Genomic DNA, 22,863 nt, shown 5'->3' on the forward strand with positions numbered 1-22,863 from the left:
GGCGCACGGCGGGGGACCCGAGGCCCCCTGACGAGAGGGATTCTCGCCTGGGCGGCCGTGGTGCTGACGCTCCTGACGACAGCGGGTTGCGACCAGTCGTCGGCCGCGTCCGGGATCCCCCGTCCGGACCATGTCGTCGTGGTGATCGAGGAGGACCAGTCGTACGACGCCGTCATCGGCAGCCCGGATGCCCCCTACATCAACCAACTGGCCCGGCGGGGTGCCTCGCTCACCCAGTTCTACGCCCTGACCCACCCCAGCCAGCCCAACTACCTGGCGCTCTTCTCGGGCTCCTACCTGGGGGTCGACGACGACTCCTGCCCGCACACGCTCACGTCGCGCAACCTCGGCTCCCAACTCCTCCAGGACGGTCGTACGTTCGTGGGGTACGCGCAGAGCATGCCCCGCGTCGGCTTCACCGGCTGCTCCAGCGGCCCGTACGTGCGCCGGCACAACCCCTGGGTGAACTTCGACAACCTTCCCGCTTCCGCCAACCGCCCCTGGACCGACTTCCCCCGGGACTTCAAGGATCTGCCGACGGTCTCGTTCGTCGTCCCGGACCTCGAACACGACATGCACGACGGCGGTGTGCGACAAGGGGACACCTGGCTGCGGAACAGTCTCGGGGCCTACGCGGACTGGGCCATGACCCACAACAGCCTGCTCGTCGTGACCTGGGACGAGGACGACGGACAGGGGCCCAACCACATCCCCACCGTCCTGGTCGGTGAGCACGTCCGGCCGGGCGACGACGACCAGCCGAACAACCAGTTCGGACTTCTGCGCATGCTGCTGGACGCGTACGGCCTCACACCCCTCCACCACAGCGTCGAGGCGGAACCTGTCGACGTGTGGAAGTGACGTTCCGGGACCCGGCGGAGCGTCAGGGGTCCCGGAAGCGGATCACCCGTTTGACGGCCGTCCGCAGCCTGCGTTCGGCCGCCGACACCGGAAGCCGTTCCCGGAGGTAACGCGGGGAGGAGAAACTCTCCGCTCCGAACCCCGCCTTGAACGTCGCGAGGGAGGAGTCCGGCGCGGACTCGCCCATGTCGAACGTCCGGCAGGCCGACGCGCACGCGTCCTCGATCGCCAGCCGGTACAGCAGGGGAACGGCGTGGACCGGATGCGCCAGCTCCCGGTCCATGGCGCTGCGCCACAGTTTGGCGTGACCACCGTGGCGCAGGACGACACACGCGGCGGCGGGCTCTCCGGCGCTCCAGGCCACCCAGATCGCGCAGTCGTCACCGAACCGGGCGGCCACCTCCGCCAGCCGCCGCTCGGGGAACTCCCGCGTCCTGCGCCAGCGGGCCAACGCCGGAGGCTCGTGCTGCTGTTCGGCCCAGCGCACGATCGACTTCCGGTACAGGTGGTAGAACGCGGGCACGAGCCGGCCGGTGCGATCGACCTCGACCTCGACCTCCGAGCGCTCTGCATGGCGGACCTCCCGTCGCCGGTGGCGTCTGAAACGTCGCTCCCACACGGTGTCGAAGCCGCCTTCGAGATCCACCATCTGTGTCATGTGGGGCTCGGGAAGGAAGCCGGAGGCGGCGTCCGACCACAGGTCCTGGTCCGCCGGCCGCAACCGCACACCGACGCGGAGCGCGCGCAGGCCGGCGAGATCGGCGAAGACCGCCCGCGCCTCCGCCGGACTCACCCGCTCCGGGCACACCGGCCCTCCGATGCCCCACTGGGCCGGCCAGGACTCCGCGGAGCCCAGGATCCCCGGGCGACGCGCTCTGCCCACGAGGGGGAGTACGAGCCGGTGGCCGCGCTCGAACTCGTAGAGGCGGCTCGCGTCCCGGTACGGCCCCGTCGCGCACAGGCAGTCCAGCCACAGCGGGGTCTGACTCGGGTTGGTGTCGAGGTCCTTGCCCGCCAGCTCCCACCAGACGTCACGGGGAGCCGGCGTGGTGACGCGGGCGGGACCGGCCACGGTGTCGATCAGGAGCTCAGCAGATGCGTTCACGGGCCTCTCCCGAGCAGGTGCGTTCACGGGTCTCTCCCGCCGGGCACAAGGGCCCCGCGAGGACGACGCTCGCGGACCGAGGACCCACGTGCCACACGTCCGATGCTAGGCGGGGCGCCGGGGCCGGGCATCTCGGTGCGGCGCGGGTCGGGCGGCGCGGGTCTCACTCGTCCTTGAAGCCGATGAGACGCTTCGCCGCACTCCGCCAGAGCTGGTCGATCGACGTCAGCGGAAGCACTTCCCTGCGGTAGCCGAACGACGGGTGACCGCGGGCGCCGAGCCGTTCCTTGAAGATGCTGACGGAGGAATCCGGAACCGAGTCGCCCATGTGGTAGAAGCGGCAACCAGCCGCGCAGGCGTCCTCGATGGCGAGCTTGTGCAGCAGCGTGGGGGCACGACTCGGCTGAGCCAGCTCCTTGACCATGCCCGCCCGCCAGTACTTCGCGTGCGGACCGTGGCGGAGCACCATCATCGCCGCCGCGGGCTGACCCTGGTAGGTGGCCAGCCACACGGCGCAGGAGTCGGCGAACGTCTCGGCGACGGTCTGGAACTTGCGCAGCGGGTCGATCCGCTGCCTGCGCCACCGGGCGAGTGCCAGTGGCTCGTTCTGCTGCTCCGCCCAACGGGCGATCGAGTGCTGGTAGAGCGCGTAGAACGCCGGCACCAGACGTCCGGTGCGGTCGACCTCCACATCGACGCCCGCCTTCTCACCCTTGCGTACGGCGGTTCGGACCGGAGGCTTGAACTTCCGCCTCCACACGTCGTCGAAGCCGCCGTCGAGATCCAGGATGTACGTCGTGTGCGGCAAGGTGGTGAAGTCGGACGGAACCGCCGACAGCCACGCGGGGTCGACGTCCGGCCCGAACCGCAGGGACACGCGATTTGCACGAAGGCGGGCCAGATCCTCGAAGACGGCGCGGACTTGCTTCGGGTCGGGAGCCCCGGCGGCGAGCGGACCTCCGATACCCCACTCGGAGGGCCAGGCGTCCTGGGCGATCAGACGGGCGGGCCAGCCGCGTCGCCGGACCAACGGCACGACGACGGCGCCGGAACCGTCGAACTCGTAGAGGCGACTGGCATCCTCGTAGGCATCGGTCGCGCAGATGCAGTCCGACCAGCCCGGGGTCTGGGTGATCAGCGCCTCGTCGCTCCGGTCGACCAGACGCTGCCACTCGTCCCGGGGCGCCGGACTCGTCACGGCGAGACGGTCACGGGCCGACGAGGTCCGCTGGCCCGTAAAACGCATGACGCTACTTCCTTACGCGTCGCACACGGCAGGCGTTGTGAACCCTCATTCATTCCAGGGTGCTCTGTCGGCGATCAGGCCGCATCTTCGCTCGGCGCCCCGGCCACGCGGCCCCCGGAAGGGCGCCGAGCAAGTGCGGAAGACCAGGTCAGAAGATATGATCGGCAGTGGAACGGTGATACGAGCGACCTGCTACAGCGACCTGTATACCGCCACTCGACAGAGGTTTCCGTGGACGGAATTGCCGGAACTCAGACCTCCACGCGCATGGTGCGCCTCCATCAGCGTTTCCCCTCGCTCCGGTTCATGAGCGACGCGCGTCGCACACTCGACAACACGATCGATCTGGTCCGCCTGAAGCTCGACGCGCTGCCCGACGGCATCTACCAGCCGGTCCCGGGCGTCCCCGTGCGCAGGGCGAAGCGATCCGTCGGCACCGGTTCGCGGTGGACGGCGATGGAGCCGGTCGTCGAGCGGCTCCGGGTGCGCAGCGCGCTGGACGTGGGTGCGAACGTCGGCTACTTCCCGATCAAGCTCGCGCAGCGCGGGATACCTTCCGTCGCGCTGGAGTCGGATCCGAAGTGCGTCCGCACGGCCATGACCGCCGTGCGGCGCAACGGACTGGACAACGTGGCGGTGATGGACCTCGAGCTGCGCCCCGACACGCTCGGTCTTCTGCCGTCGACCGACTGCACCCTGCTGCTGTCCGTCTGGCACCACCTGGTGCGCGGGCTGGGCTTCGACGCCGCCACCGACCTGTTGCGGGGGCTCTGGGACCGGACCGGCAAGGTGATGTTCTTCGACAGCGGCGAGGACGAGATGCCCGCGTCGTTCGGGTTGCCCCGCATGGTGCCGACGCCCGACGTGTGGCTCACGGAGTATCTGCTGAAGACCTGCGCTGGCGGGCGGGTCGAACACCTCGGCCGGCACCGTGCCTTCGACGCCGCGGGCCTCCCCACGGACCGCGCGCTCTTCGCGGTGATCCGGGAGACGCCCGACGCGTAGAGGGAGCGTGCTACCGCGGTGCGGCGGACGGCTGCGGGGAGCGAAGCACGAGCAGGGTGATCTCGCTGGGGGCGAAGACACGGAACGGCGGACCCCAGAAGCCGGTGCCGCGGCTGGTGTAGAGGAAGGTGCGGGCGCCGTGGTGGCTCAGGCCGGCGACGGTGGGCTGGTCGATGCGGACCAGGTGGTGGAAGGGCCAGATCTGGCCGCCGTGGGTGTGGCCGGAGAGCTGGAGGTCGACACCGGCCGCCGCCGCCCGGTCGACGAACTTGGGCTGGTGCGCCAGGAGCAGGACGGGCAGGTCGGGGTCGGCGCCGGTCAGAGCGCCGTCCAGGTGGGCGCGGTGGCCTTCCAGGCCCGAGGATTCGGCCGTGACGTCGTCCACGCCGGCGACCACGAGGGTGTCGCCGCCGCGTTCGAGCAGCAGATGGCGGTTGCGCAGCGGCTCCCAGCCCAGCTCGTCCATCAGGTCGACCCAGCCCTGTGCCTCGCTGTAGTACTCGTGGTTCCCGGTCACGTAGACACGGGCCCGGGAGGCCCGCACGGTTCCGAGCGGGACGGCCTGGGCGCGGCGGCGTTCGGCCGTGCCGTCCGCGATGTCACCGGTGTGGCAGACCAGGTCGGCTTCCAGCGTGTTCACCGTCTCGCACACCCGCGCCGACCAGTCGGCACGATCGAGCGGGCCGTAGTGGGTGTCGGTGATGAGGACGACGCGCGTGCCGTCCAAACCCGCTCCCAGCCGCGGGAGTTGTACGTCGAGGCGGCGCACCCGTGGCACGCGGCGGGCCTCGGTGTATCCCCAGGCGAGCAGTACGGCGGCGACGCCGAGCACGGCCCACGTGACGACGCGGGCCCGGTCCTGGCTCTCACCGACGCCGGCCACGGTCAGCACGAGCCGCAGCAGGATGCCGAGCAGGACGGACCAGGTGAACAGGACCCAGCTCGTGCCCAGCAGCGTGTCACCGACGATCGCCAACCGGTCCTGCTGACGCCGGCCGTGGCCGCGCACCATCGCGAGCGGCATACCGACGAGACCGAGGACGAACAGGCCGGTGCCGACCAGGGTGACGGGCAGCGGCCAGTGCTGGCCGGTGTACAGGAGCACCCAGCAGGGCACGGCCCACAACAGGACGGGGGCGATCAGCGGGATGTAGCGCATCAGACGGTGCAGTCGGCTCTGCCGCGGCGCTTGCGCCGCACCGTCGGCGGGTCGGGTGTCGCTGGTGTCGGTCACGCTGCCCCTCTCTGACCAGGCTGCCATCCCGCGCACTGTATCTGGTCGTCCTCGGCAGGCCGGAGGGGGCGTTCACGGGCGTCGCCGGGTGCTCGGAGGCCGACGAGGCCTCCGGGCACCCGGCTTGGGGCTCTAGAAGAAGCCCAGCTTCTTCGGCGAGTAGGACACCAGCAGGTTCTTCGTCTGCTGGTAGTGCTCCAGCATCATCTTGTGGTTCTCGCGGCCGATGCCGGACTGCTTGTATCCGCCGAACGCGGCGTGTGCCGGATACGCGTGGTAGCAGTTCGTCCAGACACGGCCGGCCTGGATGGAACGGCCCGCGCGGTAGGCGGTGTTGATGTCCCGCGTCCACACACCGGCGCCGAGCCCGTACAACGTGTCGTTCGCGATCTTGATGGCGTCGTCGAAGTCGTCGAACGACGTCACCGAGACGACCGGGCCGAAGATCTCCTCCTGGAAGATCCGCATCCGGTTGTCACCCTCGAAGATCGTCGGCTGGACGTAGTACCCGCCCTTCAACTCGCCGTCGTGCTCGATGCGTTCACCGCCGGTGAGTACCTTGGCGCCCTCCTGCCGGCCGATGTCCAGGTAGGAGAGGATCTTCTCCAACTGGTCGTTGGACGCCTGGGCGCCGATCATCGTGTCCGTGTCGAGCGGGTTCCCGGGCTTGATGAGCTCGGTGCGGGCGACCGCCGCCTCCATGAACTCGCGGTAGTGCCCGCGCTGGACGAGAGCGCGCGAGGGGCAGGTGCACACCTCGCCCTGGTTGAGCGCGAACATCGTGAAGCCTTCGAGCGCCTTGTCGCGGAAGTCGTCGTTCTGCGCCCACACGTCGTCGAAGAAGATGTTCGGCGACTTGCCGCCCAGCTCCAGCGTCACCGGCTTGATGTTCTCCGAGGCGTACTGCATGATCAGCCGCCCCGTGGTGGTCTCACCCGTGAACGCGACCTTCGCCACCCGCGCGCTGGAGGCCAGCGGCTTGCCCGCCTCCACGCCGAAGCCGTTGACGATGTTCACCACACCCGGCGGGATCAGGTCCGAGATCAGGCTCATCAGGTAGTGGATGGACGCCGGTGTCTGCTCGGCCGGCTTGATGACCACCGCGTTGCCCGCCGCGAGTGCCGGGGCCAGCTTCCACACCGCCATCAGGATGGGGAAGTTCCACGGGATGATCTGCGCGACCACGCCCAGCGGCTCGTGGAAGTGGTACGCGACGGTGTCGTCGTCGACCTCGCTGAGCGCGCCCTCCTGAGCCCGGATGGCCCCCGCGAAATAGCGGAAGTGGTCGATCGCGAGCGGGATGTCGGCCGCCAGCGTCTCGCGGACCGGCTTGCCGTTCTCCCAGGTCTCGGCGACCGCCAGCTTCTCCAGGTTCGCCTCCATACGGTCGGCGATCTTGAGCAGGACGTCGGCGCGCGCGGTCACGGAGGTGCGCCCCCAGGCGGGTGCCGCCGCGTGTGCCGCGTCCAGTGCGTGTTCCACGTCCTCCGCGGTACCTCGCGCGACCTCGGTGAACGGCTGCCCGTTCAACGGGCTCGGGTTCTCGAAGTACTGCCCGCGAGCCGGCGCGACGTACTCCCCGCCGATGAAGTGGTCGTAACGCGCCTGGTAGGAGACGATCGCGCCCTCGGTGCCGGGCGCCGCGTAACGGGTCATGCTGGTTGCCTCCCGGAGAAGCGCCGCCCGCCGTTGGGCAGCTCTCGCCGCGAGGCTAGAAACCGGGACGTTGCAACGACGTTGCGGGGGTCAGGGGCCAGGGGCTAGGGGCCAGGGGTCAGGAGCCAGGGGCGGTCAGGTTCAGGGCCAAGACCCGGAAGCCGGAATCCGGATTCAGTGCGACCGCGGGCGCGTCCGGCCGTCGCGCGCGGCGTGCGCCCAGCCGGCCGGCGCCGCCTGTTCGGACTCCAGCTCCGCCACGCGGGCGTGGACGGCCGGACCCGGGCGCAGCGCCGACAACGCCCGCCAGACGTCGAGATCGTCCTCGCCCCAGGGCGCACGGGCCCAGTCGGCCAGCAGGTCGGGATCACGCCGGGCGATGATCGCCGTACGCAGCCCGTCCGCGAGGCGCCGCCGCAGCCGCGTCACCGCCGGTGCCGTCGAACCCGGCAGCAGGGGCCCGGCGTAGACCGCCGCGGCCGCCGTCACCGAGCCGCTGCCGAGCCGCCGCTCCACCACCGCCACATCGGACTCGACCGGCCTGGTGAGCCGGTAGGGCCGAGAACTCAGCAGTCCGGGACCGAGGATCCTGCGCAGCCGCGCCAGCTCGGCCCGCAGGGTCACCGGAGTCACCGACTCGTCCTCGTACAGCGCGCACTGCAACTCGTCGCCCGTCAGCCCCTCCGGATGCCGGGCCAGCAGCACCAGGATCTCGCTGTGCCTGCGGCTGAGCCTGATCTTCCTTCCGTCCGCGACGAGTTGGGCCTCGTCGCGCCCCAGCGCGGTCAGTTCGAGGGAGTCGGCCAGGGCCTGCGGCGGCGCGAGCAGCGCCAGATGGGCCTCGGCGGCCCGCGCCACCGCCTGTACGAAGCCGAGGCTGTGCGGATGCGCGAGCCCGTCCCCGCCGGTTATGTCCACCGCGCCGAGCACCCGCCCGGTGCGGGGATCGTGCACGGGTGCCGCCGCGCAGGTCCAGGGCTGCACCCGCCGGATGAAGTGTTCGGCCGCGAACACCTGTACCGGACGGTCGACGGCGACCGCCGTACCCGGCGCGTTCGTCCCGACCGCGGCCTCCGACCATCGCGCGCCCGGTACGAAGTTCATCCGCCCGGCCTGCCGCCGCGTCCCGGGATGGCCCTCGACCCACAGAAGCCGGCCCTGCACGTCGCACACCGCCAGCAGATGCTCCCCGTCCGCGGCGAACGTCCCCATGAGCTCCCGGAACAACGGCATCACCCGCGCGAGCGGATGCTCCGCCCGGTACGAACCGAGCTCTCCGTCCGTGAGTTCCACCCTCGCGGTGCCCTCCGGAGCGACGCCCGCCCGCGCCGAACGCCGCCACGAATCGGCGACCACGGCACGCACCGGCCGCGGCACCGTGCCCGCCTCGGTGAACGACTCGTACGCGCGACGCATCAGCCGAACCCGCTCGGCGGGATCGGCGCCCGGTTCCAGGGCCACCCAAGGATCGGTCAACTCGGCCTCCAGGAAGGCGATGCGACTGGGTCCCATCGTCACTCCCGGTGCGGGCTTGGACAACCCGTGTGACGCTCTCCTTCCGCTCGGTGTCCCGCGGCATGCTCACTCGGTCCCGCCCGATGCGCCGCGAGACCGTCCCTGGTCAGGCGAAGTTGACGAGCCGGATGTACCGCGTCCAGTCCCAGTTCGGCCCGGGATCCGTGTGATCGGTGCCCGGAACCTCGTAGTGACCGAGGATGTGGGCGCGGTCCTTGGGGATCCCGTACTGGTCGCAGATCGTGGCGGTGAGCTTGGCCGACTCCTCGTAGAGCGCGTCGGTGAAGTAGGCGGGCCGGTCCACCCAGCCCTCGTGCTCGATACCGATGCTTCTGGTGTTGTAGTCCCAGTTGCCCGCGTGCCAGGCGACGTCCCGCTCTCTCACGCACTGGGCGATGTGGCCGTCGGCCGAGCGGACCAGGTAGTGGGCCGACACCTTCTTCTGCGGGTTCTGGAAGATCGACAGGGTCGTGGTGTACGTGGCCTGGGTGACGTGGATGATCACGTAGTCGAGGTCGTAGCTGTAGGGGCGGTCGGAAGCCGTGTAGTTGGAGCTCGTGGCCGGATTCCACTCGGCGTCCGGATAGTCGACGGCCGCCGCCGGCTGCGCCGTCGCCTTGACGTCGGGGAGCAGCGCGTAGGGAAGGGCCGCGAGGGCCGCGCCCTTGAGCAGCCGCCGCCGGCTGGGGAACGGCCGTGCTCGTTCCATGGAGAGTTGGCCTTTCGTCGGTGGGGGGTGGGGGGTGGGGGGGTGGGGTGGGCCGTGGTCACGCAGGCCGGAGCCGGGCGGTCGACGCGGCTGCCGGAAGGGGCGGAGTGCCGGCTCGCTCTCTGTCGCGCGTGGAGCACGCGCATCAGTGGCGGAGGGCCGCGGCCGTCTCCCGCAGTCGGGCGTGCAGTCCTCGATGGGTCTCCCGCGCGGGCAGCCATTCCTTGCGCAGCTTGGCGACGCACGTGTAGTTGGTGTCGCATACGTTCGCGAGGGGAGACTCGACCGTCTGCGTCGCGAACTGGTACGCGTCCAGCTCGCTGAACCCGTAGTCGCGCACCAGCCACTGCACGAGGTCGAGCTGGGATATCCGGAAGGCGTCCTCCAACGGGCGGGCCGAGCCGGTCGAGATGATGTGGGTGTCGGACTCGATACGCGGCCAGGGGGTGGCGACTCCCTTGAGCAGCTCGACGATCACCACCGTGTTCATCGCGCATTCGACCGCGACGCCGCAGGTCTCGCCCTCACCCTGGCGAGCGTGCCCGTCGCCGAGGCTGAGCAGGGCGCCTTCGACGTTGACCCCGAGGTAGCAGGTCACCCCGGCGCGCATCTCCGGCGTGTCCATGTTCCCGCCGTGGGTGTCGGGCACCAGGGCGGAGCGCACCTCCAGGTTCGCGGGCGCCACGCCCACGGTGCCGTGCATCGGATCCATCGGCAGTTCGACCTGGATGCCACTGTCCCGCGCACTGAACAGTGCGGTCCGCCGCTCCCGGTCGAGCTGCCAGATCCACACGGTCTCCGGCAGCGGTGGCTGAAGCGAGGCGGTGGTGTGCGTGGAGGTCAGGGCGCCGAACAGGGGCACGGTCGTGGACGCCGCCCAGTCACGGGCCGGCTCGATCGACACGAAGTGGACCGCGACCGTGTCACCCGGCTCCGCCCCCTCGACATGGAAGGGACCGGTCTGCGGATTGAGGAACGGGAACTCGCACACCTCGGAGACCAAGTCCTTCTCGGAGCGCACCCGTCCGGCGAAGCAGTCCTCGGTGTAGAGATCGAGCACCGTGCCCGGCGCGATGCGTGCCACCGGGGGCGCTCCGCCGAACGTCCAGGCGAACTCGTCCGGCGTGGGGCGCACGGTCAGGATCCGGGGGTCGCTCATGACTGCACAACTCCGCTCTGCGAAGGGGCGGTGGTCGAGGTCTCGTCGAGGTGGACACGGGCGGTCTCGGCTATGCGCCCGGGGTGGCGGCGCAGCAGGAAGATCAATATCACGACACCGGCCGACATCCAGACACCCACGACGGGTCCGGCGTACGACACGGGTGGGGTCAGCTCGGTCACGAAGTCGAAGACCGGCAGGCCGGCGGCCGTCAGCAGGGCGGGAACGAAGGCGATGATGCCGAGAAGCGGGAACACGAGGTGCCGCACCGGTTTGAGCAACTCGCGTCTGCGGCGCAGGAAGTAGCTCGCGCAGGCGAGATTGACCACGATGTACACGCCGATCACCACGGTGACGATCACGGTCGCGAGAAGCAGGAACGCGGTCACCGGGTCGTACGCGAGCCCGAGCCCCAGCATGACCGCCACGCTCACGACACACTGCACGGCCACCCCGGCCACGGGGGAGCGGTGCCTCGGGTGCACGCGCGCGAAGAGCGCGGGAAAGACGCGGATCCGGGCCAGCGCGAAGGCCGTCCGCGTGGAGACGGTGGCGCACGCGTTGGCGTTGGCGATCGTCGAGTTGACCACCGCGAGGAACACGAGCACCCAGAACAGCCCGAACGAGGCGCGAGCCACCCCTTCCCACGAGGCGGCGCCGGAGGCTCCGAATCCCGCGAACCGGTCGGGGCCGAAGTACACCGACATGGCGTACGTCGTCAGGACGTAGACGAGACCGATGGCCAGCGCCGCGCCGAGGACGGCCCGGTGCATCGTGCGGCGCGGGTCCTTGGTCTCCTCCGCGAGCGGGGCCGCCGCCTCGAACCCGGCGAAGGCGAGCACCGTGTACACCGACCCCGCGAACACGCCGCTTATCCCGTCGTAGCCCTTGGCGGTGTGGGACGTCCCGAACACCGACAGGGTGTTGTCGCCGCCGGCCTTGGCGATCAGCCACACCGCGAAGACGAGGAAGACCAGCACCTCGAAGACGCCGAGGACGGTTCCGAAGCGGGCCGAGGCGCGCACTCCCAGATAGCCGGCGACGGCGATGACCGCCGCGCCCGCGAGCGACCAGGGCCACCAGAGGTCGCCGGGATACGAGGACCATTCCTGGTGCAGCGTGCCGGCCGTGGTGAACCCGAGCTGCAGGAGGAGCAGGGGCGGCACCAGGGCCTCGACGAACACGTACCCCCAGCCCACGAGGAATCCGAGGGACGGGTGTAACCCTCGCGCCGTGTAGGTGGCCACCGATCCCGCGGCGGGCATCTCGCGCGCCAGCTCGGCCACGCACGACGCGGTGAACAGACAGGCCACCAGGGCGATGAGAACGGACAGCGGCAGACTGCCGCCCGCGAACGCGGCTCCCGACGGGATGGACGCGGCGACCGCCGCGGCCGGTGCCATCGCGGTGATGCTCTGGAACAGGACCTCGCGCAGGCCGATCGCCTCACGCCGCAGACCCGGAACCGCCTCCTCCGACATCAGAATCCCCCGATCCGACCGGAACACAGCCCTCGGCATGACGGCTGCGCCTCGCGTGAATTACGGTACGGCGCTTGCCGGTTGGGCAGGAAGGGCCTGGCGCGAGTCCGTGGACGGACCGCCGAATGTGGACAACGCGATCACCCACAAGGGGGAAGCTCCTCGGCCGAGCCGGCCGCGTTCACCTCGCCCGTCGGCCCGTCGGCCCGTCGGCCCGTCGGCCCGTCGGCCCGTCGGCCCGTCGGCCCGTCGGCCCGTCGTGCTCGAGGTTCGGTAGGGGTTCCGCCCACGACAAGCCGGTGCGGCCCAGACGCCCCGGTGAGGTTCCCTCTCCAACCGCATCCCGCAACCGGCCCTCCACGACCGCCCCCGCAAACGGCACGTCGGCAACCCCCGGCTGCAACCGGCCTTCACCGAGCGGCCCGCCGCCGACCGGCCCCCCCACGACCGTCCGCCCCCCCCACGACCGCCCCCGCCTGCGACCGCCCCCTACGACCGCCCCGCCACCGCCGCCGGATCGTCGAGCACCGCGCGCACCACCGAATGCGCCGCACCGAGCAGCGGCCCCTCGGACCCCAGGCGGGAGACGGACACCGGGCAGGCGGGCCCCGCCGTGCGTCGCGCCAGCTCGTCCTCCAGTGCGGGGAGCAGCCAGGGCGCCAGCCCGGCGAGGGCCCCGCCGAGCACGACCGTCTCCGGGTCCAGGAGGTTGACCGCCCCGGTCAGGGCGATGCCGAGCGCGGTGCCGGCGTCGCGCAGGGCACGACGTACGTCCGGATCGCCGTCGGTGGCACGCCGGGACAGCAGCCCGACCCGGTCCTCACCCGGTTCGAGACCGGCGGCCCGCAGCACGGCCTCCTCGCCCGCGTACTGTTCGAGGCATCCGCGACCGCCGCACGGGCACTCCGGCCCCTCCGGGCGCACCGGAACGTGCCCCAACTCGCCCGCGAAACCACGGGTCCCGCGCAAGAGCTGCCCGTCCACGAGCACCGCGGCACCGATGCCGATCTCCGCGGACACGTGGAGGAAGTCACGCGGGGTCGCCTCGCCGAGCCAGAGCTCCGCGAGCGCGCCGAAGTTCGCCTCGTTGCCCACGGTCAAGGGCCACTCGGCGGGCAGCAGCTCACCGAGGTCCGTGTCGTGCCAGTCGAGGTTCGGCGCCCGGACCACGGTCCGGGCGTCACGGGCCACGAGTCCGGGGACGGCGACGGCGAGGCCGGCCGGCCACAGCCCTTCCCGGTCGGCCTCGGCGACGACCTGGCGTATCAGTGCCGTCAGTTCCTGGAGCACGGGACCGGCCGCCCGGCCGCGGTTCGTGCCGTGCCGAACGGCACGGGCCCGCACGGTGCCGCGGAGATCGACCGCGCACACCGCGAGATGGTCGACGCCCACCTCGGCGCCGATCCCGGCGGGGCCGTGTCCGCTGACCGCGAGCGCCGAACCCGGACGTCCCACTCGGCCGGGACGCTCGGGCCCCAGCTCCTCGAGCAGCCCCGTGCGGATCAGCTCGTCCACCAGGGTGGAGACGGCCGCCCGGGTCAGACCGATGTGGGAGGCGACGGCGGCACGCGACAGCGGTCCCTCGTCACCGACGGTGTGCATCACCCGGGCGAGGTTGCGGCGGCGCATGCCCTGCTGGGTGTCGGGCAGTCGCCGGCCGGGACCGGTCGGATGGGCCTCGTGCAGCGGTGCGGTCATGCTTCCGTCAGTCCTCGTCCGGCCGTCCCGTCGGCCTGTCTCGGTGCGGGTCCCCGTCCGGCGGTCCCGCGTCGAGCGGGGCGACCGGGCGGCCCCGGCCGGTACCGCTCACGCGGGAGGGATGCCACGCCGAGAGCCGGCCGCGCCGGGGCGGCACGCCTGATCGTCGTCAGTTCCTGTTCGGCTCCCGTTCGAGCAGCGGGGCCGCGTCGGAGAGTACCCCGGTGATCCGCGCGAGCGTCTCCTCGTCCCGGTCGATGGCCTCGAACACCGGTCCGCGGGCGGTGTCCCAGCGCCGCGCCACCGCCGCCGGGTCCTCGCCCGTGAGCAGGCCGGCCGCCTGGGCGGCGGCGCCGAGCGCGACCAGTTCCCTGGCCTCGGGCACCTGCACGGGCCTGCCCGAGAGCCGGCGCACGGTCTGCTGCCAGGCCTTGCCCCGCGCCCCGCCGCCGATCAGGAGCAACGGTGCGGAACGGTCGGCGTCCTCGTCCAGTACCAGGTCGAGGGCGCCCAGCAGGGAGTGCACGGCGCCGTCGTAGGCGGCCTGGAGGAGCTGTCCGCCCGTCGTGTCGTGCCTGAGCCCGTGCAGCAGGCCCGAGGCGTGCGGCAGGTTCGGTGTGCGCTCGCCGTCCAGATACGGGAGGAACGTCACCGAGGAGCCGGGCTCGACCGCCTCCCGGTCGAGTCCGAGCAGCGCGGCGAACCGGTCGACGGCGAGCGTGCAGTTCAGCGTGCAGGCCAGCGGCAGCCAGTCGCCCCGCGCGTCCGCGAACCCGGCCACCGTGCCGGTCGGGTCGGCCGGGCGGTGCGTCGAGACGGCGTACACGGTTCCCGAGGTGCCCAGGCTGACCACCGGCGTGCCGGGGCGCAGCCCGAGGCCGAGCGCGGCCGCCGCGTTGTCGCCCGTCCCCGCCGCGACCAGGGTGCCCTTGGAGAACGGCAGCTCACCCCTGGCGTGCACGGTCCCGGCCACCTCGCCCGGCCGGGCGACGCGGGGGAGCAGGGCGGGGTCGAGGCCGATGTGCGCCAGGACCTCCTCGTCGTACGCCTCGCTCCCGGAAGCCCACCACCCGGTGCCCGAGGCGTCGCCACGATCGGTGGTGCCCTGCCCGGTGAGCCGTTCGGTCAGGTAGTCGTGGGGCAGCCGGACCGCCGCCGTCGCCCGGACGGCCTCGGGCTCGTGCTCGGCCAGCCAGGCCCACTTCGTGGCCGTGAAGGACGCCGCCGGCACGCTGCCGGTCCGCTCGGCCCAGGCCTTCGGGCCGCCGAGTTCCTCGACCAGCCGACGGGCCTGCGGCGCCGAGCGCACGTCGTTCCACAGCAGTGCGGGCCGTACGGGCTCGCCGTGGGCGTCGAGCGTCACGAGCCCGTGCTGCTGTCCGCCGATCGACACGGCGGCGGCCTCGTGCGCGGCGTCACCGCACTGGCGCAGCGCTTCGCAGAGCGCGTCCCACCACTGGCGGGGGTCGCTCTCGCGGCCCTCTCCGGTGGAGACGGTGTGCGGCGCCTGGCCGCTCGCCACCACCTGTCCGGTCGACGCGTCGACGACCAGCGCCTTGGTGGACTGGGTGGACGAGTCCACCCCGATGACGAGCGGACCCTCGGCTGCTGACATCGGACTCTCCCTCTTCCGCGGCTCCGCGGGATCGTGCTGGTCACGGGATTTGTGCTGGTCACAGGCGTGTCCGGACCGCCACGGTCCGGATCCCGCGGTTCGTTCCCGGACCGATGTGACCAGGTTTCCTACTTCGTCTCTTCCCAGAGGTGCGTCCGCATACTAATTTGTAAACCGCCATGACGAAATAGTCGGAGCTAGCAAGGAGCCGCGGCATGAACTACCAGCCCACCCCCGAGGACAGGTTCACCTTCGGCCTGTGGACCGTCGGCTGGCAGGGAAGGGACCCGTTCGGCGACGCCACCCGGCGCGCCCTCGACCCCGTCGAGTCCGTACAGCGCCTGGCCGAGCTCGGCGCCTACGGAGTGACCTTCCACGACGACGACCTGATCCCCTTCGGGTCCTCGGACAGTGAGCGCGAATCGCACATCAAGCGGTTCAGGCAGACCCTGGACGCCACCGGCCTCAAGGTGCCGATGGCCACCACCAACCTGTTCACGCACCCCGTCTTCAAGGACGGCGCGTTCACCTCGAACGACCGTGACGTGCGCCGCTACGCGCTGCGCAAGACCGTCCGCAACATCGACCTGGCGGTCGAGCTCGGCGCCGAGACGTACGTCGCCTGGGGCGGCCGCGAGGGAGCCGAGTCCGGTGCCGCCAAGGACGTACGCGTCGCCCTCGACCGCATGAAGGAGGCCTTCGACCTCCTCGGCGAGTACGTGCTCTCGCAGGGCTACGACCTGAAGTTCGCGATCGAGCCCAAGCCGAACGAGCCCCGCGGCGACATCCTGCTCCCCACGGTCGGCCACGCCCTCGCCTTCATCGAGCGCCTGGAGCGTCCGGAGATGTACGGCGTCAACCCCGAGGTCGGCCACGAGCAGATGGCCGGACTCAACTTCCCGCACGGCATCGCGCAGGCGCTGTGGGCGGGCAAGCTCTTCCACATCGACCTCAACGGCCAGTCGGGCATCAAGTACGACCAGGACCTGCGCTTCGGCGCGGGCGACCTGCGGTCCGCCTTCTGGCTGGTCGACCTCCTGGAGAGCGCCGGTTACGCGGGTCCGAAGCACTTCGACTTCAAGCCGCCGCGGACCGAGGACTTCGACGGCGTCTGGGCGTCCGCCGAGGGCTGCATGCGCAACTACCTGATCCTGCGCGAGCGCGCCGCCGCGTTCCGGGGCGACCCCGAGGTCCAGGCGGCTCTGCGTGCCTCGCGTCTGCACGAGCTCGCTCAGCCCACGGCCGAGGACGGCCTCGCAGGTCTGCTCGCCGACCGTGCCGCCTTCGAGGACTTCGACGTCGAGGCCGCGGCCGCGCGTGGCATGGCCTTCGAGCAGCTCGACCAGCTCGCGATGGACCACCTCCTGGGCGTACGCGGCTGACCGGAGCGCTCTGAGGGAACGGACCCGCCCGCATGGCGGGTCCGTCCCCGGGCGGGTCCGTCCACCGCGGTGCCTGATCTCCGTGCGGAAATTCCCGGAATCATGCGATCCATGGCATGAGTCCGTATCAACTTCCGCACAGGGGTCGCGCGATGACCGGATTCGAGGCGACTCTTGGCGGTATGGCCATGCCGCCCGAACCGCCTCGGTCTCCGCGTTCGCAGGGAGACCCCCGCCCTCCCGGGGACGACGCCCAAAGCCCGCGCTCGAGGGGCTACGGGCCTTCGTCATCCGGGGCTTACGGCTCACCGCCGACGGGTGGCTACGGCCCTCCGGACTCCTCTGGCGGCTACGGGCCTCCTCCTTCCGGCGGCTATGGTCCGCCGTCCTCCGGTGGCTATGGCCCGCCCTCCGGTGGCTACGGTCCACCCTCGTCCGGTGGCTACGGCCCGCCCCCGTCCGGCGGTTACGGTCCTCCACCGGACGGCTTCGGCCCGCCTCCGGGAGGCGACGGCCCTCCTTCCGGAGACTACGGTTCGCCGGATCAGGGCGGCGGCTTTCCTCCCGGGCACAGCGGCGGTGGTTGGCCGCCTCCTCCGCCGCCCGGACCTCCACCGGGACCTCCGCCCGGGCCCGGCGGCCACCGCGGAGGACGCCGTCGCAACAGGCTGCTCCTCGTCATCGCGGTGATCGTCGGAGTCGGCGTCATCGTGGCCGTGGCGGTGGCGGCCATGGGCGGCGGGGGCGGAGACGGGAAGTCCCCCAGCGGGAACACCGCGAGCACCGGGCGGACGCCGAGTCCCTCCCTGAGTCTCCCGTCCGGATTCCCGTCGCTCCCCTCGAGCCTGCCCAGTGTCCTGCCGTCGCTTCCCTCGGATCTGCCCACCGGGCTGGTGCCCAGCGATCTGCGATCCCTCTTCCCGTCCCTCGCGGACGACGACATGCCCTACTACCTGCTCCGGAAGGGCGATTGTTTCGACACGGACGACGCCCTGCCCGGACAGGCCGCCAAGCGGAAGTGCACCCAGCCACACGACGCCGAGGTCGTGACGGTCACCGAGCTCAACGGCACCTACACGACGGAGGCGGCCCTCAAAAAGGCCGCCTCCGCGCTGTGCGAGGCGCCGCTGCAGCGAAAGGCGGCGAACCAGACGGCCGGCACGGTCAGCCAGACACTCGTGCAGTACCCGGACACCGGGAGCTACGCGACCGGCATCGACAAGGTCGCGTGCAGCCTGGCCGCGGACGTCGGCAAGGGCACCCACAGGCTCACCAGGCCGCTGAAGTGAGCGGTACGCGCGCGTGGCCGCTGTCCATCGTGCACGCACGCGTACCGCGCTGAGGGGATTCCCGGGATCAGACTCCGCGCGGCAGTCGCACGTAGGTGACAGTCGTCTCGATGCCGCTGTCCACGAGCCGCCCCTGCGCGTCGAAGGCGCCCGCCCCGTCGGTCATCCCGAAGTCGTTGTCGTTGATGAGGGCGAGGGTGTCGTGATCCACGCGCGCGACGCCCTCGATCTTGCCGGGCACCCCGGAGACCGTACCCAGGTCGACGACCAGGCGCTTGGCGAGCACCGGAACGCCCGCCGACGCCGGGTCGTCCAACTGCTCGAGCGAGGGCGACGTGGTGTCGCTGTCGTACGGGCCGCCGAGGATGTTCGCGCTCCGTGTGAGCCGCACCGACTGAAGACGGGCCGCCTTGTCGGTGCGCTCCTCCACGAGCAGTCGGTCGCCGCCGACGGCCACGACGGAGGAGATCTTCAGCTCGGACGTGTCGTCCTCACTCGGATCGACCACATTCACGGCGTCGAAGCGGTACGCGTACTCGGCGGTCACAGCCCGCTTCCTGGGAGAGAAGCGCAGCAGGCGGGTGGTGAGCGACGCGTCGCCCGCGGCCGCGTTCGGCAGTGAGAGGGGACTCTGCAGCGCCATCACCAGATCACCGTCGGGGAGCAGGGCGAGCCCTTCGAGACCGCGGTTGGTCTTGCGGTGGAGCAGCACGGAGGGCAGCGCCTCGACGACCGGGTAGTCCGCGCCGGTCAGCTTGAGACCCTTGGGGACATAGCGCGTGAGGACCTTCCCACGCGCGGAGACGTGCACCAGCGACGGGCTGTACTCGTCCACGAGCCAGAACGAGCCGTCCTTGGCCCGCACGACGCCCTCGGTGTCCAGGCCGTTCGCGTTGTACGAGAGGGGGGTCTGGGCGTTGTAGGAGTACGGCGCCTCGTCGCGTCCCGCCTGGTTGGACAGGCCGGTGACCGGCTTCCCGGACGAGGTGGTGATCGGGATCGAGTCGATCACCTTCACGGTGTCGCCGGACACCCGGATCTTCACGATCGCCGGGTCGAAGCCCGGGACCGGGAACGTCCGCCGCTTCGTTCCGTCCACCTTGATCTGACCGTTGGGCCCCCGGTCGGTCACCGTCCAGAACTCGCCCTTGCGCCCCGTCGGGTAGATGTCGCTGCCGATGCCGCCGAGATCGACACCGCGGTCGTCGTCCACCGTGCCGGGCAGCAGCGCGTTGCTGAACGAGCCGAGCGGGATGTCCCCGAGGGTCGCGTTGCGCGTCACGTGCGGCTGCGCCGGTCCGGACGCCGCGTCGGAGGTGCCGGCCAGCACGAAGGTGGCCAGCACGGCGAGCGGCACGCCCAGGGCGATGGATCGGTGGATGTGCTGCTTGCCGGCGACATGCGCGGACATCAGGCCTCCTGAGTCACAAGTTCGTTGACAGCGGCCAGAGTTGGCCCCGGCGCCGAACGGTTCGCGACGTGAGGGTGAACGCCGCGCGTCAGACAGTCATCGGGTCTCCATCGGTCGACGCGAGGGCGGTCTCAGGGTTGAGTAGGGGGCGCGCGTCAGGGACGTATCAGGGTCGCGGTCCGGAACCGTGGGACGCGGGGACCCGTTCTCAGGACAGAGAGCGGCAGCAGCCGCGGAGGAGGCGACACATGTCGAAGAACGCGAAGATCGCCGCAGGAGGTGTGGCGATCGGCCTGATTCTGTTGATCTGGCTGCCCTGGTGGGCCGCATTCCTGATCGTGCTGGGGGTTCCGGCTGTCGCGTATCTGGCGCTGGACCCCTCGCAGCGGCGCAGGCTGCGCCGTGTCAGCCGCAAGGAGCTGGGCCGCTGAGCGGTGACCGCCCGGTGGCGATCCGCCCGACGGCGTTCGGTCCGTCGGGGATCCGCCTGTCGAGGATCCGCCTGTCGGGTGTCCCGCCGCTCACCGCGGACGGTGAGCGGCGGGACCGACGTGACGAACGCACGGGGCCGGCCGAGAGCCGCGTCGCGGGAATTCCACGTGACACGGTCGCTCAGCTCGGGCGGACCGCCATCTTGTCCAGGGCCTCCAGGAGGCCGGGCAGCTCCGGTCCGCGACCGATGGGCAGGACCTCGCCGGGTTCCTCGTCGAGCAGGACGAACGCGATGTCGTCGGTCCTGGCGACCAGCGACCAGCCGGGACCGTCGGCGCGCAGGGTGCGGGCGTCGCCGGTGGCGAAGGACGAGCGGACCCGGCCCAGCGGGGGCGGTGTGTCCACGTACCCGCGGGCCTCGGCGAGAACGCGGCGGATCCCGGCGCGGTTCACCTTCTTCCCGTCCTCGCCCTCGCTCTCGTCGCCGCCCTGGGATTCCTGCCACTCCTGAGCGTCCTCGGCCTCTCCAGAGGTGTCGTCGGCACCCTCCGACGGCGCGAACTCACTGTCGTCGATCTGGTCGCGCCACATGGCCCACTGGAGCGCGATCTCGTCCGCGCCGAGCCGTCGCTGGGCCGGTCCCCATTCCGTGGTGTCCGGCGGGCTCAGCGGAGGCCGTTCCGTGAGTTCGGCCGACGGATCGTGCGGAGCCGGCACCCCGGGGGCCGATACCGCCACCTCGAGAGGCCAGCCCGGCAGCGCGGCGACGACCGTCCGCTCGTCCGGCGACAGCTCGTGTTCCATCCCGCAGTCCCAGGACGCGATGGCGACGGCGACCAGGGAGACGTCGTCGATGACGACGGTCCAGCGCGCGCCCTCCCCGTCCTGGCCGAGCACCAGCCCGTACCCCTCCGCGAGAGGCGCGAGGTCGAGCGTCGCGCAGGCCTCCGGGTAGTCGTCACCGAGCACGCTGGGGAACTTCGCCGGCGTCAGCAGTACCGCCGTCAGCACATACAGCGCGTCGTCGTCCCCGGTGTCGACGGCGTCTTCGTCCGTCCCGGCCATTCCAGCCTCCCGATCGCTCCATCTGTCGGCGCACCCTAAGCGACAGGGAGGCGCTTGTCACGGTCCCGAAACCCGTGCGGAGCTGCTGCTATCCGGCTGGACAGGGGCGAAACGCCCTCGTGGGCCCGCCCGGTCAGGCGGCGGGCAGTCCGAGCAGGGTGCGGGCGACCTCCTGGGGCGACTCGTCGCGTTCACGGGCGAGAGCGACAACAGCCCGGCAGGCCAGCTCGTTGACCCCGAACGACAGGGCCTCAGGCGACACCCAGGCGGCTGCCTCGTCGATCTGCTCCTGGTCGTCCTCCGCGCACGCGGCCACGTACACGGCGGCCGCCTCGAACAGGTTGTATGTGCGCTTTCTCTCGTTGCGGCCCACCTCCCGCGCGCCCTTCTCGGGCCGCCCGGCCGTGGTCCCGCGCCCGATCGAGCGGAGCCTGCCGAATATGCCGGTCATCCGGTCACCATCCCTGCCTGATCGCTGATCGTGTGGTTGCCGCTACCCAACGTAGAGATGGAGCTGCGGCGGCAGAAGAGGGGCGGCCCGGTGAAACCGGATCTCTTGTCAGTGGCCCGCCGTGTCGAGCGAGTCGAGCGTGGTCCGCAGCCAGTCCAGCTCGGCCCGGCTGGTCGCTCGCGCGATGGTCAGGATGCCGCGCCGGAAGGGGTCGTCCAGCTCCTCCGCCCGGAGCGGCCGGTCGCCGTCGTAGAAGAAGCTCGCGGGCTCCTCCAGGAAGGCCAGTCTGCGGCGCAGTACGGCGGCCTGCGCCTCGGGGTCCGGCAGGTGTCTGAGGAAGGCGAGCACCGCGAACCAGCGGTTCTCGTCGGTGATGTCCCGTCGCGCCGGTTCGGCGAGCCTGCGGCGCAGCTCGCGTCCGCCCTCCTCGGTGAGTGTCAGGACGTGACGAGGGGCGGCGACCGAGCCGGGCTGTGTGGCCCGTTCCAGGAGCTGCGCGTTCTCCAGCCGCTTGATCGCGGGATACAGCGTGCTCTCCGCGACCGGCTTCACATGCCCCGTCAGAGCGGTGATGCGCTTGCGCAGCTCGTAGCCGTGCAACGGGGCGTCGTGCAGAAATCCGAGGATGGCCAGCTCCAGCATGGCTCCATTCTGTCGCATCAGCGCTGTACATCGCTTCAGTCATACATCGGAACCGATGTATGCTCTTCGGACTGTGGAAGACGACCGGACGGCGACAGGGGAGAGCGCGATGCGGCAGGTGGAGTTCGACGGCAGGGGGAGCGTGATCCGCTGGACGGAGGCGGCGGGCGGGGGCCCCGCGCGCGTCTACGTGCACGGCCTGGGGTCGGCTTCGACGGTGTACAACGCCCACATCGCGGCCCGGCCCGAACTGGCGGGTCGCCGCACCCTGTTCGTCGACCTGCCCGGCCACGGCATCAGCGACCGGCCCGCGGACTTCGGCTACACACTGGAGGACCACGCCGCGGCTCTGGCGGCAGCTCTGGACGCCGCTCATGTCACCGGAGCGGAACTCGTCGCACACAGCATGGGCGGCTCGGTTGCCGTCGTGCTCGCCCGTCGGCGTCCCGAGCTCGTCTCGCGGCTCGTCCTCGTGGAGGCCAACCTCGATCCGTGCCCTCCGGTCACCGCCGGCAGCAGTGGGATCGCCTCCTACGAGGAGGGTGAGTACGTCGAGAACGGTGGTCACGCGCGCGTGCTCGAGAAGGTCGGCGGCCTCTGGGCCGCGACCATGCGCCTGGCTGATCCACGCGCCCTGCACCGCTCGGCGACGGGACTCGCCCGGGGCTCCACCCCCACGATGCGTCAGATGCTCGTAGAGCTGACGATGGAGCGCCTGTTCCTTCAGGGCGAGCTCAGTGGTGAACTCCCGGGCGCCGACGGCCTGGAAGCGGCAGGGGTGCGTGTGGTGAACGTGCCGGGTGCCGGACACAACATCATGTTCGACAACCCCGACGCGTTCGCGGCGGCCGTCGCCCGCTCGGCCTGACGGTCGATCACCGGATCAGGTTGGTGTGTTCCTCCCGCG

The 22,863-nt window shown here is 71.2% G+C and carries 20 protein-coding genes; 6 read left to right on the forward strand and 14 right to left on the reverse strand.

Annotation, left to right across the window (positions count from 1 at the left end):
• Window positions 1–57 precede the first annotated feature (57 nt).
• Complete coding sequence (locus ACZ4TO_RS16140) at window positions 58–861, forward strand: alkaline phosphatase family protein (protein ID WP_385039829.1); 804 nt, start codon at window positions 58–60, stop codon at window positions 859–861.
• A 22-nt stretch (window positions 862–883) separates the two neighbouring features.
• Here ACZ4TO_RS16140 and ACZ4TO_RS16145 read toward each other — a convergent pair whose 3' ends face one another.
• Window positions 884–1,966, reverse strand: coding sequence for a GNAT family N-acetyltransferase (locus tag ACZ4TO_RS16145; RefSeq protein ID WP_468024466.1), 1,083 nt, complete (start codon window positions 1,964–1,966; stop codon window positions 884–886).
• A 163-nt stretch (window positions 1,967–2,129) separates the two neighbouring features.
• Window positions 2,130–3,212 carry a lipid II:glycine glycyltransferase FemX gene (locus ACZ4TO_RS16150; protein WP_468024467.1) on the reverse strand — a complete coding sequence of 361 codons (1,083 nt, stop codon included), beginning with the start codon at window positions 3,210–3,212 and terminating at the stop codon, window positions 2,130–2,132.
• Window positions 3,213–3,518: 306 nt separating this feature from the next.
• Here ACZ4TO_RS16150 and ACZ4TO_RS16155 point away from each other — a divergent pair, with 306 nt between their 5' ends.
• Window positions 3,519–4,217 carry a hypothetical protein gene (locus ACZ4TO_RS16155; RefSeq protein ID WP_468024468.1) on the forward strand — a complete coding sequence of 233 codons (699 nt, stop codon included), beginning with the start codon at window positions 3,519–3,521 and terminating at the stop codon, window positions 4,215–4,217.
• Window positions 4,218–4,227: 10 nt separating this feature from the next.
• On the opposite strand, the gene ACZ4TO_RS16160 is transcribed toward ACZ4TO_RS16155, so the two are convergent.
• From ACZ4TO_RS16160 to xylB, 8 genes are all read right to left on the reverse strand, one after another.
• On the reverse strand, window positions 4,228–5,451 hold the full coding sequence (locus tag ACZ4TO_RS16160) for a metallophosphoesterase (protein ID WP_385040508.1): 1,224 nt from the start codon (window positions 5,449–5,451) through the stop codon (window positions 4,228–4,230).
• Window positions 5,452–5,583: 132 nt separating this feature from the next.
• Window positions 5,584–7,107, reverse strand: a complete 1,524-nt coding sequence (gene exaC, locus ACZ4TO_RS16165) for an acetaldehyde dehydrogenase ExaC (RefSeq protein ID WP_468024469.1) — start codon at window positions 7,105–7,107, stop codon at window positions 5,584–5,586.
• A 174-nt stretch (window positions 7,108–7,281) separates the two neighbouring features.
• Window positions 7,282–8,619 carry a winged helix-turn-helix domain-containing protein gene (locus ACZ4TO_RS16170; protein WP_468024470.1) on the reverse strand — a complete coding sequence of 446 codons (1,338 nt, stop codon included), beginning with the start codon at window positions 8,617–8,619 and terminating at the stop codon, window positions 7,282–7,284.
• 109 nt (window positions 8,620–8,728) lie between these two features.
• Window positions 8,729–9,331 carry an N-acetylmuramoyl-L-alanine amidase gene (locus ACZ4TO_RS16175; protein ID WP_385039813.1) on the reverse strand — a complete coding sequence of 201 codons (603 nt, stop codon included), beginning with the start codon at window positions 9,329–9,331 and terminating at the stop codon, window positions 8,729–8,731.
• A gap of 145 nt (window positions 9,332–9,476) precedes the next feature.
• Window positions 9,477–10,490: an acetamidase/formamidase family protein gene (locus ACZ4TO_RS16180; protein ID WP_468024471.1), complete on the reverse strand. Its 1,014-nt coding sequence runs from the start codon at window positions 10,488–10,490 to the stop codon at window positions 9,477–9,479.
• A complete protein-coding gene (locus tag ACZ4TO_RS16185) occupies window positions 10,487–11,971 on the reverse strand; it encodes an APC family permease (protein WP_385039807.1) in 1,485 nt (494 codons plus the stop codon). The genes ACZ4TO_RS16180 and ACZ4TO_RS16185 overlap by 4 nt, the downstream gene beginning before the upstream one ends.
• Before the next feature lie 489 nt (window positions 11,972–12,460).
• Window positions 12,461–13,669, reverse strand: a complete 1,209-nt coding sequence (locus ACZ4TO_RS16190; protein ID WP_468024472.1) for an ROK family protein — start codon at window positions 13,667–13,669, stop codon at window positions 12,461–12,463.
• A 169-nt stretch (window positions 13,670–13,838) separates the two neighbouring features.
• Window positions 13,839–15,284, reverse strand: a complete 1,446-nt coding sequence (gene xylB / locus ACZ4TO_RS16195) for a xylulokinase (protein ID WP_385039801.1) — start codon at window positions 15,282–15,284, stop codon at window positions 13,839–13,841.
• Window positions 15,285–15,499: 215 nt separating this feature from the next.
• Here xylB and xylA point away from each other — a divergent pair, with 215 nt between their 5' ends.
• Together xylA and ACZ4TO_RS16205 are read left to right on the forward strand one after the other, a co-directional pair.
• A complete protein-coding gene (gene xylA, locus ACZ4TO_RS16200) occupies window positions 15,500–16,666 on the forward strand; it encodes a xylose isomerase (protein WP_385039798.1) in 1,167 nt (388 codons plus the stop codon).
• A gap of 686 nt (window positions 16,667–17,352) precedes the next feature.
• Entirely contained in the window at window positions 17,353–17,955 is a 603-nt protein-coding gene (locus ACZ4TO_RS16205; protein WP_468024473.1) for a hypothetical protein, read from the forward strand.
• A gap of 67 nt (window positions 17,956–18,022) precedes the next feature.
• Here the strand turns inward: ACZ4TO_RS16205 and ACZ4TO_RS16210 are convergent, their stop codons facing one another.
• Window positions 18,023–19,366 (reverse strand): esterase-like activity of phytase family protein, encoded by a 1,344-nt coding sequence (locus ACZ4TO_RS16210; protein WP_468024474.1) that lies wholly within the window; start codon window positions 19,364–19,366, stop codon window positions 18,023–18,025.
• 248 nt (window positions 19,367–19,614) lie between these two features.
• Between ACZ4TO_RS16210 and ACZ4TO_RS16215 the strand changes: the two genes are divergently transcribed.
• On the forward strand, window positions 19,615–19,797 hold the full coding sequence (locus ACZ4TO_RS16215; RefSeq protein WP_468024475.1) for a hypothetical protein: 183 nt from the start codon (window positions 19,615–19,617) through the stop codon (window positions 19,795–19,797).
• Between the two features lie 181 nt (window positions 19,798–19,978).
• Here ACZ4TO_RS16215 and ACZ4TO_RS16220 read toward each other — a convergent pair whose 3' ends face one another.
• The 3 genes from ACZ4TO_RS16220 to ACZ4TO_RS16230 all read right to left on the reverse strand — a co-directional run bounded on the left by ACZ4TO_RS16220 (window position 19,979) and on the right by ACZ4TO_RS16230 (window position 21,956).
• Window positions 19,979–20,863 carry a hypothetical protein gene (locus ACZ4TO_RS16220; RefSeq protein ID WP_468024476.1) on the reverse strand — a complete coding sequence of 295 codons (885 nt, stop codon included), beginning with the start codon at window positions 20,861–20,863 and terminating at the stop codon, window positions 19,979–19,981.
• Window positions 20,864–20,996: 133 nt separating this feature from the next.
• Complete coding sequence (locus ACZ4TO_RS16225; RefSeq protein ID WP_468024477.1) at window positions 20,997–21,314, reverse strand: hypothetical protein; 318 nt, start codon at window positions 21,312–21,314, stop codon at window positions 20,997–20,999.
• 108 nt (window positions 21,315–21,422) lie between these two features.
• Complete coding sequence (locus ACZ4TO_RS16230; protein WP_468024478.1) at window positions 21,423–21,956, reverse strand: PadR family transcriptional regulator; 534 nt, start codon at window positions 21,954–21,956, stop codon at window positions 21,423–21,425.
• Between the two features lie 109 nt (window positions 21,957–22,065).
• Here ACZ4TO_RS16230 and ACZ4TO_RS16235 point away from each other — a divergent pair, with 109 nt between their 5' ends.
• The gene (locus ACZ4TO_RS16235) at window positions 22,066–22,824 is read left to right on the forward strand and encodes an alpha/beta fold hydrolase (protein WP_468024479.1); all 759 of its coding nucleotides are present in this window, start codon (window positions 22,066–22,068) and stop codon (window positions 22,822–22,824) included.
• Window positions 22,825–22,863 lie beyond the last annotated feature (39 nt).

It is taken from the genome of Streptomyces sp. NPDC028298, assembly GCF_055565895.1.

What these genes read in the sequence shown, in the direction of transcription:
- ACZ4TO_RS16235 (WP_468024479.1), top strand. Translation starts at nt 22,066, where the DNA reads ATGCGGCAGGTGGAGTTCGACGGCAGGGGGAGCGTGATCCGCTGGACG.
- exaC (WP_468024469.1), bottom strand. Translation starts at nt 7,107, where the DNA reads ATGACCCGTTACGCGGCGCCCGGCACCGAGGGCGCGATCGTCTCCTAC.
- ACZ4TO_RS16220 (WP_468024476.1), bottom strand. Translation starts at nt 20,863, where the DNA reads ATGGCCGGGACGGACGAAGACGCCGTCGACACCGGGGACGACGACGCG.
- ACZ4TO_RS16180 (WP_468024471.1), bottom strand. Translation starts at nt 10,490, where the DNA reads ATGAGCGACCCCCGGATCCTGACCGTGCGCCCCACGCCGGACGAGTTC.
- ACZ4TO_RS16170 (WP_468024470.1), bottom strand. Translation starts at nt 8,619, where the DNA reads ATGGGACCCAGTCGCATCGCCTTCCTGGAGGCCGAGTTGACCGATCCT.
- ACZ4TO_RS16210 (WP_468024474.1), bottom strand. Translation starts at nt 19,366, where the DNA reads ATGTCCGCGCATGTCGCCGGCAAGCAGCACATCCACCGATCCATCGCC.
- ACZ4TO_RS16190 (WP_468024472.1), bottom strand. Translation starts at nt 13,669, where the DNA reads ATGACCGCACCGCTGCACGAGGCCCATCCGACCGGTCCCGGCCGGCGA.
- ACZ4TO_RS16185 (WP_385039807.1), bottom strand. Translation starts at nt 11,971, where the DNA reads ATGTCGGAGGAGGCGGTTCCGGGTCTGCGGCGTGAGGCGATCGGCCTG.
- ACZ4TO_RS16225 (WP_468024477.1), bottom strand. Translation starts at nt 21,314, where the DNA reads ATGACCGGCATATTCGGCAGGCTCCGCTCGATCGGGCGCGGGACCACG.
- ACZ4TO_RS16215 (WP_468024475.1), top strand. Translation starts at nt 19,615, where the DNA reads ATGTCGAAGAACGCGAAGATCGCCGCAGGAGGTGTGGCGATCGGCCTG.
- ACZ4TO_RS16230 (WP_468024478.1), bottom strand. Translation starts at nt 21,956, where the DNA reads ATGCTGGAGCTGGCCATCCTCGGATTTCTGCACGACGCCCCGTTGCAC.
- ACZ4TO_RS16175 (WP_385039813.1), bottom strand. Translation starts at nt 9,331, where the DNA reads ATGGAACGAGCACGGCCGTTCCCCAGCCGGCGGCGGCTGCTCAAGGGC.
- xylB (WP_385039801.1), bottom strand. Translation starts at nt 15,284, where the DNA reads ATGTCAGCAGCCGAGGGTCCGCTCGTCATCGGGGTGGACTCGTCCACC.
- xylA (WP_385039798.1), top strand. Translation starts at nt 15,500, where the DNA reads ATGAACTACCAGCCCACCCCCGAGGACAGGTTCACCTTCGGCCTGTGG.
- ACZ4TO_RS16150 (WP_468024467.1), bottom strand. Translation starts at nt 3,212, where the DNA reads ATGCGTTTTACGGGCCAGCGGACCTCGTCGGCCCGTGACCGTCTCGCC.
- ACZ4TO_RS16155 (WP_468024468.1), top strand. Translation starts at nt 3,519, where the DNA reads ATGAGCGACGCGCGTCGCACACTCGACAACACGATCGATCTGGTCCGC.